Origin of the sequence: Azospirillum melinis (assembly GCF_013340935.1) — a bacterium.
Lineage (GTDB): Bacteria > Pseudomonadota > Alphaproteobacteria > Azospirillales > Azospirillaceae > Azospirillum > Azospirillum melinis.
This window is the reverse complement of record NZ_WHOS01000008.1, coordinates 47556-63317: the sequence shown is the minus strand read 5'-3', so window position 1 is coordinate 63317 and position 15762 is coordinate 47556. Positions and strand designations below refer to the sequence as shown.

13 protein-coding genes are annotated in these 15762 nt (G+C 68.4%); 10 read left to right on the top strand and 3 right to left on the bottom strand.

Features of this window, described 5'->3' with window-relative positions:
* Positions 1–9: 9 nt before the first annotated feature.
* The 4 genes from GBZ48_RS08480 to GBZ48_RS08465 are packed head-to-tail and all read left to right on the top strand — an operon-like array spanning position 10 to position 3097.
* Positions 10–759 carry a (Fe-S)-binding protein gene (locus GBZ48_RS08480; protein ID WP_174470637.1) on the top strand — a complete coding sequence of 250 codons (750 nt, stop codon included), beginning with the start codon at positions 10–12 and terminating at the stop codon, positions 757–759.
* Entirely contained in the window at positions 749–2173 is a 1425-nt protein-coding gene (locus tag GBZ48_RS08475; RefSeq protein ID WP_174470636.1) for a LutB/LldF family L-lactate oxidation iron-sulfur protein, read from the top strand. Before GBZ48_RS08480 ends, GBZ48_RS08475 begins: the two co-directional genes overlap by 11 nt.
* Complete coding sequence (locus GBZ48_RS08470; protein ID WP_174470635.1) at positions 2166–2828, top strand: LutC/YkgG family protein; 663 nt, start codon at positions 2166–2168, stop codon at positions 2826–2828. Before GBZ48_RS08475 ends, GBZ48_RS08470 begins: the two co-directional genes overlap by 8 nt.
* Positions 2825–3097: a hypothetical protein gene (locus GBZ48_RS08465; protein WP_174470634.1), complete on the top strand. Its 273-nt coding sequence runs from the start codon at positions 2825–2827 to the stop codon at positions 3095–3097. The genes GBZ48_RS08470 and GBZ48_RS08465 overlap by 4 nt, the downstream gene beginning before the upstream one ends.
* Here the strand turns inward: GBZ48_RS08465 and GBZ48_RS08460 are convergent.
* A complete protein-coding gene (locus GBZ48_RS08460) occupies positions 3040–4341 on the bottom strand; it encodes a D-amino acid dehydrogenase (protein ID WP_174470633.1) in 1302 nt (433 codons plus the stop codon). The two genes, GBZ48_RS08465 and GBZ48_RS08460, sit on opposite strands and share 58 nt — an antisense overlap.
* Positions 4342–4600: 259 nt before the next feature.
* Between GBZ48_RS08460 and GBZ48_RS08455 the strand changes: the two genes are divergently transcribed.
* Entirely contained in the window at positions 4601–6130 is a 1530-nt protein-coding gene (locus GBZ48_RS08455; RefSeq protein ID WP_174470632.1) for a sigma 54-interacting transcriptional regulator, read from the top strand.
* Between the two features lie 21 nt (positions 6131–6151).
* On the opposite strand, the gene GBZ48_RS08450 is transcribed toward GBZ48_RS08455, so the two are convergent.
* Together GBZ48_RS08450 and GBZ48_RS08445 are read right to left on the bottom strand one after the other, a co-directional pair.
* A complete protein-coding gene (locus GBZ48_RS08450; protein ID WP_174470631.1) occupies positions 6152–6946 on the bottom strand; it encodes a zinc-ribbon domain-containing protein in 795 nt (264 codons plus the stop codon).
* Between the two features lie 165 nt (positions 6947–7111).
* Positions 7112–8761: an electron transfer flavoprotein-ubiquinone oxidoreductase gene (locus GBZ48_RS08445; protein ID WP_174470630.1), complete on the bottom strand. Its 1650-nt coding sequence runs from the start codon at positions 8759–8761 to the stop codon at positions 7112–7114.
* 152 nt (positions 8762–8913) lie between these two features.
* On the opposite strand from GBZ48_RS08445, the gene GBZ48_RS08440 reads away from it, so the two are divergent.
* The 5 genes from GBZ48_RS08440 to GBZ48_RS08420 all read left to right on the top strand — a co-directional run bounded on the left by GBZ48_RS08440 (position 8914) and on the right by GBZ48_RS08420 (position 15725).
* Positions 8914–9804, top strand: a complete 891-nt coding sequence (locus GBZ48_RS08440) for a uracil-DNA glycosylase (RefSeq protein WP_174470629.1) — start codon at positions 8914–8916, stop codon at positions 9802–9804.
* 426 nt (positions 9805–10230) lie between these two features.
* Complete coding sequence (locus GBZ48_RS08435) at positions 10231–12315, top strand: transglycosylase SLT domain-containing protein (RefSeq protein WP_343049444.1); 2085 nt, start codon at positions 10231–10233, stop codon at positions 12313–12315.
* Positions 12316–12367: 52 nt separating this feature from the next.
* On the top strand, positions 12368–12904 hold the full coding sequence (moaB, locus tag GBZ48_RS08430; RefSeq protein ID WP_174470627.1) for a molybdenum cofactor biosynthesis protein B: 537 nt from the start codon (positions 12368–12370) through the stop codon (positions 12902–12904).
* Positions 12901–13917, top strand: coding sequence for a phosphotransferase family protein (locus tag GBZ48_RS08425; protein WP_343049441.1), 1017 nt, complete (start codon positions 12901–12903; stop codon positions 13915–13917). The genes moaB and GBZ48_RS08425 overlap by 4 nt, the downstream gene beginning before the upstream one ends.
* Before the next feature lie 92 nt (positions 13918–14009).
* The gene (locus tag GBZ48_RS08420) at positions 14010–15725 is read left to right on the top strand and encodes a tetratricopeptide repeat protein (RefSeq protein WP_174470626.1); all 1716 of its coding nucleotides are present in this window, start codon (positions 14010–14012) and stop codon (positions 15723–15725) included.
* The last annotated feature ends 37 nt before the right edge of the window (positions 15726–15762 follow it).

Here is a 15762-nt window from a genome sequence, read left to right as displayed (position 1 = left end):
AAGCGCCCGATGTCCGCGATCCCCAAACCCACCCGAGTCTATTACTTCGGCACCTGCCTCGTCGACCTGTTCTTTCCCGATGCCGGGATGGCGGGGATCGAGCTGTTGCAATCGCAGGGCCTGACCGTCGTCTTCCCGCAGGGGCAAAGCTGCTGCGGCCAGCCCGCCTACAATTCTGGCTACCGCGCCGACGCGCTGAAGGTCGCCCGCGCCCAGTTGGACCTGTTTCCCGGCGACGATCCCATCGTCGTGCCGTCGGGTTCCTGCGCCGGCATGATGAAGAAGCATTGGCCCGACCTGTTCCATGGTGAGCCGGACGAGGCCAAGGCGGTGCAGGTTGCGGCCCGCGTCTGGGAGCTGACGCAGTTCCTGGTCCATGTCCTCGACGTCCAGCTCACCGACAAAGGGGAGCCAGTGCGCGTCACCTGGCACGCCTCCTGCCATGCCCAGCGCGAAATGGGCGTGGTCGAGGAGCCGAAAGCGCTGCTGCGCCAGCTTGCGAATGTCGAGCTGGTGGAGCTGAAGCGGGAGAAGGAATGCTGCGGCTTCGGCGGCACCTTCGCCGTGCGCCATCCGGAGATCTCCGCCGCGATGGTAGGCGACAAGGTGGCGGACATCGAGGACACCGGCGCCGCCCGCGTGGTGTCGGGCGACTGCGGCTGCCTGCTGAACATCGGCGGCTCGCTGGAGGCCGGTGCCAAGGCCGCGCGCGGCCAGCACATCGCCCAGTTCCTGAAGGAGCGCATTCATGGACGGTAACGCACCGGATTTCGCCGCCGCCTCGCGCGCGGCGCTGGCCGACCCGCAGCTGCGCGGCAATTTCCGCCGCGCGATGGACGGTCTGATGAGCAAGCGCGCTGCCCAGTTCTCCGATGCCGGCGAATGGCATGGAGTGCGGGCGCTGGCCGCCTCGGTCCGGCTGCGCGCCCTGTCGAAACTGCCGGAACTGCTGGAGACGCTGGAGGAGACCTGCACCCGCAACGGCATCACCGTCCATTGGGCCGCCACGACGGATGAGGCCAACGCCATCGCGCTCGACATCCTGCACAAGACCAACGCCAAGCTGGTGGTCAAGGGCAAGTCGATGGTGACGGAGGAGATGCATTTGAACGCCGTTCTGGAAAAGAACGGCATCGAGGTTCTGGAAAGCGACCTCGGCGAATACATCGTGCAGCTGGACGGCACCATGCCGTCGCACATCATCATGCCGGCGATCCACCTGAACACCAAACAGATCGCCCATCTGTTCAAGCGCAAGATCAAGGACGCCGAGAGCCGCGAGGATGCCGCCTATCTGACCGACCTCGCCCGCCGGGTGCTGCGCGCCAAGTTCCAGGCCGCTGATGTCGGCATGTCCGGCGTCAACGCCGCGGTGGCGGAAACCGGCACCCTCTGCCTGATCGAGAATGAGGGCAACGGCCGCATGTGCACCACGGTGCCGCCGGTCCACATCGCCTTCATGGGTCTGGAAAAGGTGGTGGAAAAGCTGGAGGACGTGCCGCCGGTCATCAGCCTGCTGCCGCGCTCAGCCACCGGCCAGCCGATCACCACCTACGTCAACATGATCTCCGGCCCCCGCAAGCCGGGTGAGAAGGACGGCCCACGCGAGGTGCATCTGATCATCCTCGACAATGGGCGGTCCAGCATCTACGCCGACCCGGAACTGCGCGACACCTTGCGCTGCATCCGCTGCGGCGCCTGCATGAACCATTGCCCGGTCTACACCAAGGTCGGCGGCCATGCCTATGAGGCGCCCTATCCCGGCCCCATCGGCAAGATCCTGGTGCCGCAGATCGAGGGGTTGGAGAAGCGCGGCGCCATGCCCCACGCCTGCACCATGTGCAACGCCTGCGTCGAGATCTGCCCGGTGAAGATCCCCATCGTCGAGATCATGGGGCGCCTGCGGGTCGAGGCGGTGAAGCCCAGCGGTGCGGTGAAGGACGGCGGCGCCAAGGCCAGCCGGACGGAAGCGATGGTATGGAGCGGCTGGGCGGCGATGAACGCCTCGCCAACCGCTTACCGTGTCGCCACGCTGGCGATGAGCAAGCTCGGCAATGCGGCGCCGTCGTCGCTGCCCATGCTGAAGGAGTGGACGAATGTCCGCACCAAGCCGCGCTTCGCCAGCCGCACCCTGCACGACCTCGCCCGCGCCAAGGGGGTTCCCGATGTCTGAAACCCGCAACTCGATCCTGACGAAGCTGCGCAAAACGCGCGACGCTCACCCGCTGACGCCGCCGGCCTCGGATTTTGCGCCGATCGAGGCGAAGCAGTGGGCGGAGGAAGAGCGGCTGCCCCGCATCCGTCGGCTGATGGAAGCGGTTCATACCGAATTTCTCGACGCGACCGAGGCCGATTGGCCGGCGGTGCTCCGGGAGTTCCTGGCACACGAAGGGGTGGGGTCGCTGATCTATGCGCCGGCAACGGATACGGGGAAACGGCTGGTCGAGGGGTGGGATGCCTCCTCCACCGCCCTGATCCCCTATGACCGGCCGCTCGAAGACCTCAAGCCCCGCCTGTTCGACACCATCGAAGCCGGCCTGACCACCACCCGCGGTGCCATCGCCGAGACGGGCAGCCTGATCCTGTGGCCGACGGCCGAGGAACCGCGCACCCTCTCGCTGGTCCCGCACATCCACATCGCCCTTCTGCGTGCGGACGCCCTCTACGACACTTTCCTTCAAGCGATGCGCGACCAGGGATGGGCGCAGGCGATGCCGACCAACGTGCTGCTGGTGTCCGGCCCCAGCAAGACCGCCGACATCGAGCAGACTCTGGCCTATGGCGTCCACGGTCCGAAGCGGCTGGTCGTCCTCGTGGTCCATCCGTGACGGCCCGTCCGAGCGCGGAGCCGGCGGCCCGGCTCTACGAGGCGATCCTGCATCTCAGGCGCCTCGGCCACCGGGTGGAGAAATGCGAAGGGCGGCGCGGGCGACAGCGGCTGGATGGAGCCGAGATCACCGACGCCGCCCTTCTTGAGCTGGCGATGACCCGCGTCCGCCGTACGGCGCGGGTCACATATTCAGGTCAGGCCGGTTCAAATCAGGCGGGACGCACTGCCGCCGGGCGCGACACCGCCACCGACGGCTTGCGGCCGTAGCGGTCGACGCTGAGGCCTTCCATGTCGATCTCGGTCTGACGGCCGCTGACCAGGTCGGCCAGCACGCGGGCGGAGCCGGCGGACATCGTCCAGCCCAGCGTGCCGTGGCCGGTGTTGAGGTAGAGGTTGCGGACATCGGTCGCGCCCAGGATCGGCGTGCCGTCCGGGGTGTTCGGGCGCAGCCCGGTCCAGAACTCCGCCTTCGACAGGTCGCCGCCCTTGGGGAACAGGTCGCTGACCACATGGTCCAGTGGGCCGCGGCGGCTCTCGCGCAGGCTGAGGTCGAAGCCGGACAGTTCCGCCGTGCCGCCGACGCGGATGCGGTCGCCCAGCCGGGTGACGGCGATCTTGTGCGTCTCGTCCATCACCGTCGATTCCGGAGCGTGGGCGGCGTCGGTGATCGGCAGGGTCAGCGAATAGCCCTTCACCGGATAGACCGGCAGGTCGATGCCCAGCGGCTTCACCAGCTTGGGCGAATAGCTGCCCATGGCGACGATGTAGCTGTCGGCGGTCAGCGTGCCCTGGTCGGTCAGCACGCCGGTGATCTTGCGACCGTCGCTCTCCAGCCCGCGGATGGAGACGCCGTAGCGGAACTCCACCCCGCGCTTGGCGGCATAGGCGGCCAGCTTGTTGGTGAACTGGAAGCAGTCGCCGGTCTCGTCGCCCGGCAGGTGCAGCGCGCCGACCAGCTTGTCCTTCACATGGGCCAAAGCCGGCTCGACCGAGGTCAGGCCGTCGCGGTCGAACAGGCTGTAGGGAACGCCGTAGCGTTCCAGCACCGCCATGTCGTAGCCGGCGGCGTCCATCTGCTTCTGGGTCCGGAAGACCTGGAGCGTGCCCTGGGTGCGCTCGTCATAGGTGATGCCGGTCTCGGCGCGCAGGGCCTTCAGGCAGTCGCGGCTGTATTCGGCGACGCGGACCATGCGGCTCTTGTTCAGCTGGTAGCTCGCCTCGTTGGCGTTGGCCAGCAGCTTCAGGCACCAGGACCACATCGCCGGATCCAGCTTCGGCCGGATCACCAGCGGCGAATGCTTCATCATCATCCACTTGGCGGCCTTCAGCATCAGCCCCGGCGCCGCCCAGGGAGCGGAATAGCCCGGCGACACCTCGCCCGCGTTGGCATAGCTGGTCTCCAGCGCCGGGCCGGCCTGACGGTCGATCACGGTCACCTCATGCCCGGCGCGCGCCAGATAATAGGCGGTGGTGACACCGATGACGCCGCTGCCCAGAACGATCACGCGCATGAGACTGGCTCCCCGAGGGATGGATGACTTCGCTTGGGGGAGTGTTTCGCAAACACCGTGCCAGTCCGGAAATCGGCGGATTCGCTGCAATGCGGGTGGAGCGGCGGGTGGTCTGGTGTATGCGTATGTTTACAGGGAGGAGGCCTTTCCGGACTAGGGTGTTGAAGATCAACGGTTTGAAGCGGTGTAAAGATTTTGATACAGCGTAACGATATATGTACAGTGATTGCCGTTCGTCCCCACTGCCAACGCCACGCCCATGCGCATCGAAGTCACCTTCACCGACCGCGTCGGCATCGCCCATGAGATCCTCGCCGTGCTGGCGTTGCGCCGGCTCAATGTGGTCGGTGTCGAGGTCGACCCGCCGCTGATCCACATCGACGCCCCCGGCCTCGATCCGGCGGCCCTGCCTGCTCTTTCCGACGCGCTGCGGGGCATTGCCGGGGTGCGGTCGGTGGCGGCCATCGACATGCTGCCGGGTACGCGGCGGCGGCTGCATCTGGATGCGCTGCTCGCCGCCCTGCCCGACCCGGTGCTGGCCGTCGACCGTGCGGCCCGGGTCGTGGTGGCGAGCGCCGCCGCCGCCCAGGTCGCCGGACTGCCGGAGGCGCGCCTCGCCGGCCTCGATCTCGGCGAGCTGTTCGGCGAACCGGGCCTGACGGATGAACTGACCGCGGGCGGTTTCCGCATGTCGGGGCGCGAGGTGACGCTGAACGGCCAACCCTTCCTGCTGGAGGTGACGCCCATCGTCGATGTCGAGGCGGCCGGCGCCGTCATCACCCTGTTCACCCCGTCGCGCCTTGGCGAGCGGCTCGACGCCATCCAGAATTTCGATGAGGGCGGCTTCGACCGCATCCTCGGTGAATCCCCGCCGGTCAGGGCGCTGAAGGCACGCGCCGCGCGCGTCGCCGCGATGGAGGCGCCGCTGCTCATCCTGGGCGAGACCGGCACTGGCAAGGAGCTGATCGCCCACGCCTGCCACCGCGCCAGCCCGCGCCGGGACAAGCCCTTCCTGGCGCTGAACTGCGCCGCCGTCCCGGAGAATCTGGCGGAGAGCGAACTGTTCGGCTACGCCCCTGGGTCCTTCACCGGGGCGCAGCGCGGCGGCAAGCCCGGCCTGCTGGAACTGGCCCATGGAGGCACCGTCTTCCTCGACGAGATCGGCGAAATGTCGGCCTATCTCCAGGCCAAACTGCTACGCTTCCTCAATGACGGCAGCTTCCGCCGGGTGGGCGGCGAGCGCGAGCAGAAGGTGGATGTCCGCGTCATCAGCGCCACCCACCGCTCGCTGGAGGCGATGGTCGCCGACCACAGTTTCCGCGAGGATCTGTTCTATCGCCTCAACGTGCTGACTCTGGATGTCCCGCCGCTGCGCGAACGCGGGCAGGACATCCTGCTGCTCGCCCGCCATTTTATTGCGCGCGCCGCTGCGCAGGCCCGGCGCCCGCCCGGCCGGCTGACCCCGGCGGCGGCGGCGGCGCTGCTCGCCAACCGCTGGCCTGGCAACGTGCGGCAGTTGGAGAATGTCATCTTCCGTGCCGTGACGATGAGCGACGGCGGCACGCTGGACGCCGCCGATCTGGAACTGGCCGGCGCCGGCATGCAGGCGGCCGAAGTGCCGACGGAGGATGCCGGCAGCTGGGAGGATGCGGTGGACGGGTTCGAGCGGACGCTGCTGCGCCGGCTCTACCCGCGCTTTCCGTCCAGCCGCAAGCTGGCGGCGCGGCTGAACACCTCGCACACAATGATTGCCAACAAACTGCGGAAATACGGCATCCCGGAGCGGTAAAGAGCGCCGCCCCGATTTGGATCAGTGGCCCTTGGCCGGGGCCGCGTGTTTTTCAGGAGCCGCCTTCGCAGCAGCCGGCTTTTCCGCGGCCTTCTCGGCAGGCTTCTCGGCAGCGGGCGGCTCCAGACCGGGAGGCGGACCGCCGAAGGTGATCGTCACTTCGGTCACCGGGCCGGGATCGGGCTGGCTGTGGTGGAATCCCGCCGCGGCACCGGGGCCGAGCGTCTCGGCCGACTGCTCGATGGCCCAGCTTTGCAACAGCTTGTGCTCTGGACCGAAGGTGTTGACTCGCAGCGGCGGCAGCGTGCGCTCGATGTCGGTCGTGTTGGCGACCTCCCCCTCCAGCAGCAGGACGGTCTTCCCGCCTTCGAGCTTCTGTTCCGAGCGGATGTTGCGCAGTTCCAGCCCGAAGCCCGGCGGTTCGGCCGGCATGCTGATGGCGTCATAGAGCAATGCCGCGGGCGGCCAGCTGCGGACGATGGCGTCGCGGGCGAAATAGGCGCCGGCGGCGGACCCGACGACCAGCAGCCCCAACACTGCAAAGCCGATCACCGTACTGCGGGCCGGCTTGGCACGCGGGGCCTTCGGTGATTTGCCTTTGGATTTTTCTGCGGACTTCCCGGCGGCCTTCGCTGCGGGCTTTGCGGGCCGTAGTTCGGTCAGGGCATCGGGGACGACCGGCTCAAGCTCTGCCCGGTCGGGCATCTGCCACCAGGTGTGACCGCAGCGGGCGCAGCGAACCTTCCGGCCATCCTGCCCGAGCGATTCGTCGGACAGGGTATAGCGCGTCGAACAGGTCGGACAGGAAACGATCATCGCGCCGTCGCAGAGAGGTTACCGCTTGCCTTATAGATAGGAGTGGCGCGCGGCGCAACCGGCACCCGCGGGGTGGTGCCGGTCATCCATCTGCATGTGGCTTCGGCGCATGCGCCTCTCCCCCTCCGACCAGCGGCGAAGCCATGGGAGGGAGGCAAAGGCTTCTTACATGCCGCCCGGATAGTTCGGCCCCCCGCCGCCTTCCGGCACGACCCAGTTGATGTTCTGGGTGGGGTCCTTGATGTCGCAGGTCTTGCAGTGCACGCAATTCTGCGCGTTGATCTGCAACCGCGGATCGCTGCCGTCGTCGTTGCGGACGATCTCGTACACACCGGCCGGGCAGTAACGCTGCTCCGGCGCGTCGTAGAGCGCCAGATTGACGCTGATCGGGACCGACTTGTCCTTCAGCGTCAGGTGCGGCGGCTGGTCTTCCTCATGGTTGGTGTTGGAGAGGTAGACCGAGGACAGGCGGTCGAAGCTGACCTTGCCGTCCGGCTTGGGATAGGCGATCTTCGGCGCCTCGCTGGCCTTCACCAGCGTGGTGTGGTCGGCATGGTGCTTCAGCGTCCAGGGCGACTTGCCCTTCAGCCCCGTCTCGTAGGCGGCGTTCGCCAGACCGGCCCACAGGCCCTTCTGGAAGCCCGGGCGGATGTTGCGGACGGCGTACAGCTCCGGCCAGACCCAGGACTGCTTCAGACGCTCCGGATAGGCGATGACCTCCGGACCGTTGTTGTCGCCGCCGGTCAAATGGTCGAACACCGCCTCGGCCGCGACCATGCCCGACTTCATGGCGGTGTGGTTGCCCTTGATCTTCGGCACGTTCAGGAAACCGGCACCGTCGCCGATGAGGAGGCCGCCGGGGAAGGTCAGCTTCGGGATCGACTGGAAACCGCCTTCCGACAGCGCGCGGGCGCCATAGGACAGACGCCGGCCGCCTTCGAAGGTCGGGCGGATCGCCGGGTGGGTCTTGTAGCGCTGGAACTCCTCGAACGGGCTCATGTGGGGGTTCCAGTAGTCGAGGCCGACGACGAAGCCGACCGACACCAGATTCCCTTCCATGTGATACAGCCACGACCCGCCATAGGTCTTGGGGTCCATCGGCCAGCCGATGGTGTGGACGATCAGGCCCGGCTTCGACTGCGACGGGTCGACCTCCCACAACTCCTTGATGCCGATGCCGTAGGTCTGCGGCTGGCAGTCGCGGCGCAGGTCGAACTTCTCGAACAGGGTCTTGGTCAGCGACCCGCGGCAGCCCTCGGCGAAGATGGTCTGCTTGGCGTGCAGTTCCATGCCGGGCGTGTAGTTGCCGGTCTTCTCGCCGTCCTTGCCGATGCCCATGTCGCCGGTGGCGACACCCTTCACCGCACCCTTGTCGTCATACAGCACTTCCGCCGCTGCGAAGCCGGGATAGATCTCGACCCCAAGCTCTTCCGCCTGCGTCGCCATCCAGCGGGCGAGATTGCCCAGGCTGATGATGTAGTTGCCGTGGTTGTTCATCTGCGGCGGGGCGAAGGGCGACTTGTAGGCCTTCGTTTCCGTCAGGAACAGGAAATGGTCTTCGCGCGCCTTGGTGGTGAGGGGGGCGCCCTTTTCCTTCCAGTCCGGGATCAGCTCGTCCAGCGCATGCGGCTCGAAGACGGCGCCGGACAGCAGGTGGGCACCCACCTCCGACCCCTTCTCGATCACGCAGACGCTGAGTTCCTGCCCGGTCTCGACCGCGCGCTGCCGCAGACGGATCGCGGCGCTCAGGCCCGACGGGCCGGCGCCGACGATCAGAACATCGTATTCCATGACCTCGCGCGGTTCGCGTTCCATCACCACACTCCCCCACCGTCTTGTTTTGGTACTGTTTCCCTCGGGACGCCCTATGGTCTTTTTGCGGGCGCGTGCTTGTAGCACGGTTTGCGCCGCACCCAAATTGGGTATCTGGACATGTAAGACCACACGATCTGTGGTAAGGTCAAACGATGATTGACGTATGCGACATCCTCGACGCGCTGCGCTGGCATGCCGATATCGGCTGCGACGAGGCCATCGGCGACGAGCCGACCGACTGGGCCGCCCTCACCACCCGGCCGGTGGCACGCGCACCGTCCGCCGGCGCAGCCGCGGCCGGTGGCGCCGCTTCCGGCCCTGCTGCGGGGGCCAACACGGCGAGCGGTCCCACCCCGACTCGGGCGCCGGCCCCGGCGGCAGCACGTCCGGCAACGGCTCTCTTCGCCTCGCCCGACCAGCCGCTGGGCGCCAGCGAGGCCGGCATCCAGGCCCGCGCCCGCGCCGGCGAGGCGCAGACGCTGGAGGCGCTGGAGACGGCCCTGCGCAGCTTCGACGGCTGCCCGCTGAAGGCAACGGCGATGAACACCGTCTTCGCCGACGGCAACCCGCAGGCGCGGGTGATGCTGATCGGCGAGGCGCCGGGCGAGGACGAGGACCGGCAGGGCAAGCCTTTCGTCGGGGTCAGCGGCAAGCTGCTGGACCGCATGCTGGCCCAGATCGGCCTGGACCGCAGCGCCGTCTACATCTCCAACATCCTGCCCTGGCGCCCGCCCGGCAACCGCAGCCCGACCCAGGCGGAAATCGCTGCCTGCCTGCCCTTCCTGGAGCGGCATGTGGAGCTGGTGCGGCCGAAGCTGCTGGTGGCACTCGGCGGGGTTTCGACCAAGACCCTGCTGAACCGGGCGGAGGGAATCACCCGCCTGCGCGGGCAGTGGCGAACCTACGAGGTCGTGGGAACTCCCGTTCCGCTGATGCCCATGCTCCATCCGGCGTACCTCCTGCGCAACCCTATCGCAAAACGGGAAGCGTGGCGGGACATGCTTGCGTTGCAGCAAAAGATCGCCGAAGAAGGGATCAAGTAATCGAAAGAGAAAATGGGATGTCACAGGGCTGCCGAAATCGTTCGTATGATTGCGATCACCGCGCAGCACAAATGTGGTCAGACCATGCCGAAAGGCATTTTCCCAACGGGCTAGAGCCTTTTTCCCAGCTCTGTTAAAGCGTTGTAACATCTGGCGAATACCGGGGCCGACACATTCCGAGCGAATCCGTTGCTTGCGGTTCGCGCCGATGTGATGTATCCCGAAACCATGCTCCGGATATTTTGCAGTGCAGCATACCGGGTCGCGAGCGCGGCCCCGCTGCGGCGGAACCTTCTGGGGGTGCTGGGTCTCACGGTGGCTTACACCCTGGGACCCGACGGTGCGGTCGGGTTCCGGCCCGCTTGCGCCGCCCTCATCATCCACGCGCCGGACGGTCACGCCGTCGTCCCGCCCGGCGGGGATTCCGTGCCTGACCCCGCCAGCCCCGTTTTCGCCGACGCGCCGGTCGATCCAGCGATGGGGCTTCCCGAAACCGCCACCCCCGATTTCTCCGCCCCTGATTTCTCCGCTGCCGATTCCGCGGCATCCGGCAACCCGACCGCCGGAACGGCGCCGTCCGCCGTCGTAGACGACTCCATCGCCTCCGCCGGCGCGCTGCTGCTGGCTGCCGACGAGACGGCCCGCGCCGTCCAGCTGGACGAGGAGGATGCCGCCCGCTACCGCCGCATCTTCGCAGCCCAGGAACGGGCGGAGTGGGACGCCGCAGATGCCGAGATGGCGAAGCTGAAGGACCGCCGGCTGATCGGCTATGTCCTGCGCCAGCGCTATCTCCACCCCGACCGCCGCGCCGGTTACGAGGAACTCGCCCGCTGGATGCAGGATTACGGCGACCTCGCCGGGGCGGAGCGGGTCTACGCTCTGGCCCAGAAACGCCAGCCCGCCGGCCAGCGGGCGCCGAAGCCGCCGCGGGGCGAGGAGCGTGTCCGCCTCGTCGGGTCGCTGGAACGGCTGGGCGGCCTGCGCACCGTCGCCAGCAACGAGGAGGACGATGACGACAGCGTCACTGTCGCCCCGCGCAGCCGCACCGTGTCCCGTGCCCGCAGCGACCGTGCGGCGGTGGCGCGGGTGGAAGAGCTGCTGCGCTCCGGCCGCACCAACAGCGCACTGAGCCTGCTGAGCCAGGACGAGTTTGGCGGCAAGCTCGACACAGTGCAGTATGACGCCGCCCGCGCCCGCATCGCGACATCCCTCTATTATGCCGGCGAGACGGCCCAGGCACTGACGCTCGCCTCGGCCAGCGCCGCGCGGTCGGGCGACATGCTGCCGGAAGCGCATTGGATCGCCGGTCTGGCCGCCTGGCGGCTGAAGCAGACCGACCGTGCCGCCCGCCATTTCACCGGCATGGCCGCCGCCGGCCCGCGTAATCCCTGGAAGGCCGCCGCAGCCGATTACTGGGCAGCCCGCGCGCTGGCCCGCAAGCCCGGCAAGGAGAAGGAGGCGGCGGAGCATCTGGCCGCTGCCGCCCGCTACCCCCACACCTTCTATGGCCTGATCGCCCTGCAGACGCTGGGCAGCCTGGGCGACGTGCGCTGGCAGGCACCGGACCTGACCGGGCGGCAGCTGGCGGCGGTGGCGGCCAAACCGGCAGGATCCCGTGCCATCGCCCTGCTCCAGGCCGGTCAGCGCGAACTGGCGGGGCTGGAACTGCAACGCATCGACCCGCAAGGCGAGCCGCTGATCGAACAGGCGATGGTCGCACTGACCGACCGCGCCGGGGTGGCCTCGCTGGCGCTGCGGCTCGGCAATGCGGTGGCCGGTCCGGACGGCGCCCCCTATGCCGCCGCGCTCTACCCGCTGCCCCATTGGACGCCGCGCGACGGCTTCGCGGTCGACCGCGCGCTGGTCTTCGCGGTGATGCGGCAGGAATCGCGCTTCGACCCGCGGCTGGTCAGCTCCGCCGGAGCGACCGGACTGATGCAGATCCTGCCCAGCACCGCCCAGCATGTGCGGGAGCGCAATGCCGACATCGGCAGCGACGACGCCAACCGCGACGCCCTGTTCGACCCGTCCCGCAACATGGAGCTTGGCCAGCGCTATCTGTCGGAACTGCTGGGCATGCCGGAGATCGACGGCAACCTGTTCCTGGCGACGGCCGCCTACAATGCCGGGCCGGGCACGCTGGCGCGCTGGCGGCGGGATCTGAGCGACATCACCGATCCGCTGCTGTTCATCGAAAGCCTTTCCTTCGGCGAGACGCGCGACTATGTGGAGAAGGTGATGGCGAACTTCTGGATCTACCAGCTTCGGCTGGGCCAGGAGACCGCCTCGCTCACCGCCGTCGCCGACGGGAAATGGCCGGCCTATGTTCCCATGGACGGCCGTCCACCCCAGGTCGCGGCCCGTCCCGACCCGCAGCCTGCGGCGAAGGTGGCCCCCCCGGCTCCCGACCTGCCTGTCGCAACGGCGTCGGATCCAGTGGAAGCGGCGCCAGCGGGACCGGTGCCGGTGGAAACGGTTGCTGAGCGGGGAGAGGCCAGCCCGATACCCTGACCGCCGGCGCCCATGTCGGGCTCCGGCCCGACTTGAGGACACGCCTGCCGCCATGCCGAAGATCGACGAGAGCCGCCCCTTCCTTCCCGTGAACATCGCCGTGGTGACGGTGTCCGACACCCGCAGCGCCGACGACGACCGGTCCGGCGATGCGCTGGCGGAGCGGATCGCCGGGGCCGGCCACCGGGTCGCCGCCCGCACCATCGTCCGGGACGACATCGCCGCGATCCGCGCCCAGGTGCAGGCCTTCATCGCCGATCCGCAGATCGACGTGGTCCTGACCACCGGCGGCACCGGCGTCACCGGCCGTGACGTGACGCCCGAGGCGGTCGAGGCGCTCTATGAGAAGGCGATTCCCGGCTTCGGCGAGCTGTTCCGCTATCTCAGCTATGCCAAGGTCGGCACCTCCACCATCCAGAGCCGGGCGACCGGCGGCGTCGCCAACGGCACCTACATCTTCGCCCTGCCCGGCTCGCCCAGCGCCTGCCGCGACGCCTGGGACGACATCCTGGTCTGGCAGCTCGACAACCGCCATCGCCCCTGCAATCTGGTCGAGTTGATGCCCCGCCTGCGCGAGCATATGGCGTGAGCGAACCGCAGGGCTTCTCGATGGAGGCGCTGCACGCCGCCCTGATCCGGCTGCCGCGCCTTGCCGATCTCTCCCCCGACGCGCTGGAGCCGATGCCGCTGAAGGGCGTCGCCCACGACCATGTGCGGCTGCGCGGCCGGCGGCTGGTCGCCCGCATCCCGCGCTGGAGCCAGCTCGGACTCGATGCCTGGACGGCGCTGGACCGGCAGGCCACCGCCTTCCGGCGGGCGGAGATGTCAGGCCATACCCCGCGCTTTGCCGGCCTGCTTCCGCCCGGCGAGGGTCTGCCGCTGGGCGCCCTGGTGGTGGGCGAGGTCGAGGGGCGCACGCCTGTCCTGCCCGGCGACATGCCGGCCATCGCCCGCGCGCTCGCAGCATTGCACCGCATGGCGCCGCCGGACTTCTACGAGCCGCTGCCCGCTCCGCCCGATCCTGTCGCCGCATTGCTGGCCCAGGTCGAATGGCAGGCAGCATGGTTCGACAATGCCCCCCTGTCGACCGAGACCCGTGTCCTGATCGCGGAGGAACTTGCCGCCGCCCGTGTCGGCGACCTCTTACCGCCGCCCGAAACGCCGATGCCGCTGACCGCGGTCGGGGTGGATGTGCATCCCGGCAACTTCCTGATCGACGGCCACGGCAAGGCGTGGTTCACCGACCTGGAGAAGCTGCAATACGGCCACCCGGCCAGCGACCTTGCCCATGCCAGCCTTTACACCTCGACCAGATGGGACCCGGCGGTGAATGCGGAACTGGCCCCGGAGGACATCGACGCCTTCGTCGCGGCCTGGGCGATGGCGGTGCCGGGCGACCTCGCCGACGAGGTTCTGCCCTGGCTGAAGGCACTGCGCCGGCTGACCTGGCTGCGCACCCTGTCCTGGATGGCCCGCTGGTCGGTGGAGGGCGCCAGCCTGTCGCCGGGCATGCCGGAAGACTTGCGAGCCCATATGGACGCCCACGCCACCGACATTCTGCGGCCGGAACGGATCGAGCAGGTGCGGGGGGAGTGGCGTTAGCAGATGCGAAAAGGGGACACGTACGAAAGTCTCTTGCCCGCGCCCTGTCGAAGATGATGGGATACCGACTCGGAAAACGAGGTGACGAGAGCATGACGAGGTTCCGACGCCGGTTGCTGCCGGTCTCCCTGGCCATCCTGATGTCCGGGACCACCCTGACGCCCGCCCTTGCCGCCGGTCCCGGTGTAGACCGGGGCGCGGATGGCGGTGGAACGGCCACCGGCAGCTATCTGGCCGGCCGCTATGCCCAGCACCAGGACGACTGGACCGCGGCGGCGCGCTTTACCGCGCAGGCGCTGGCCGCCGACCCGGACGACCCCGCCCTGCTGGGCCGCACCTTCCTGCTGCGGCTGGGCGAGGGCCGGATCGAAGCGGCGATCGACCATGCCAACCGGCTGCTCAGCGGCCAGGGCGAGCCGCAGATGGCGCTGACCCTGCTGGCCGCCGATGCGCTGGCCAAGGGCAAGCTGGACGAGGCCGACGGCTATGCCGCCCGGCTGCCGTCCGACGGACTCGGCCGCTTCCTGACGCCGCTGACCCGCGCGTGGCTGGTGACTGCCCGCGGCAAGACGGACGAGGCGCTGGCGGCTCTGCAGCCGCTGTCCGACGTCAAGGGCTTCGAAGCGCTTTACAATCTGCATGCCGCGCTGATCCTCGATCTTGCCGGCCGCAACGATGAGGCGGCGGCCCGCTATGCCAAGGTGACGGATACCGACGCGCCGCTGCGGGTGGTGCAGATCGTCGGCAACTTCATGACGCGCACTGGCCGTAAGGACGAGGCGCACAAGCTCTATCAGACCTTCCAGGGCAACAACCCCGACGGACTGCTGGTGGAACCGGCACTGGCCGCCATGGCGAACGCGCCGTCGGAAGCCCGCCCGGTCCCCGATGCCCGGTCCGGTCTGGCGGAGGCGCTGTTCGACCTGGGCAGCGCGTTGCACCACGAGAATGCCGACGAGCCGGCCCTGCTGTTCGGCCGCATCGCCCTGCATCTGCGTGACGATCTGGCCCTGGCCCATCTGCTGATCGGCGACATCACCGCCTCGCGCGACCATCACGAGGAGGCGCTGGCCGCCTACAAGCGGCTGGAGACGGATCCGCTGCTGGGTTGGACCGCCCGCATGCGCGAGGCCGACAGCCTCGCCCGCATGGACCGCAACGACGAGGCCATCGCGATCCTCAAGGATCTCTCCGCCGAACGGCCGGAGCGCACCGACGCGATCACCCGGCTCGGCGACATCTACCGCTACTCCAAGCGCTACGCCGAGGCGATCCCCGCCTACACCACGGCGCTGGAGCGGATCGGCACGCCGCAGGAACGGCATTGGCCGCTGCTCTACGCCCGCGCAATGTGCTTCGAGAAGACCAAGCAGTGGCAACAGGCCGAAACCGACCTGCAAACCGCGCTGAAGCTGCGCCCGGACGAGCCGTCTCTGCTCAATTTCCTCGGCTACAGCTGGATCGACCGCGGTGAGAATCTGCCCAAGGCCAGGGCGATGGTGGAGCGAGCGGTGGAACTGCGCCCGCGCGACGGCTACATCGTCGACAGCCTGGGCTGGGCGCTCTACACGCTGGGCGATTACGAGGCGGCGGTCGCCAAGCTGGAGCGCGCGGTCGAGTTGAAGCCGGGCGATCCGACCATCAACGACCATCTCGGCGACGCCTATTGGCGGGCCGGCCGCCGGAACGAGGCCCGCTTCCAGTGGATGCGCGCGCTGCGCAGCGCCGACGAGGAGACTGACAAGGGAGCCATCCAGGCCAAGCTCGACAAGGGCCTGCCCGACCAGAAAGCCGCCGCGAAGCAGTGAAAGAAGGCCCTCCCTCTCTCCGGCGGGGAGAGGGGAT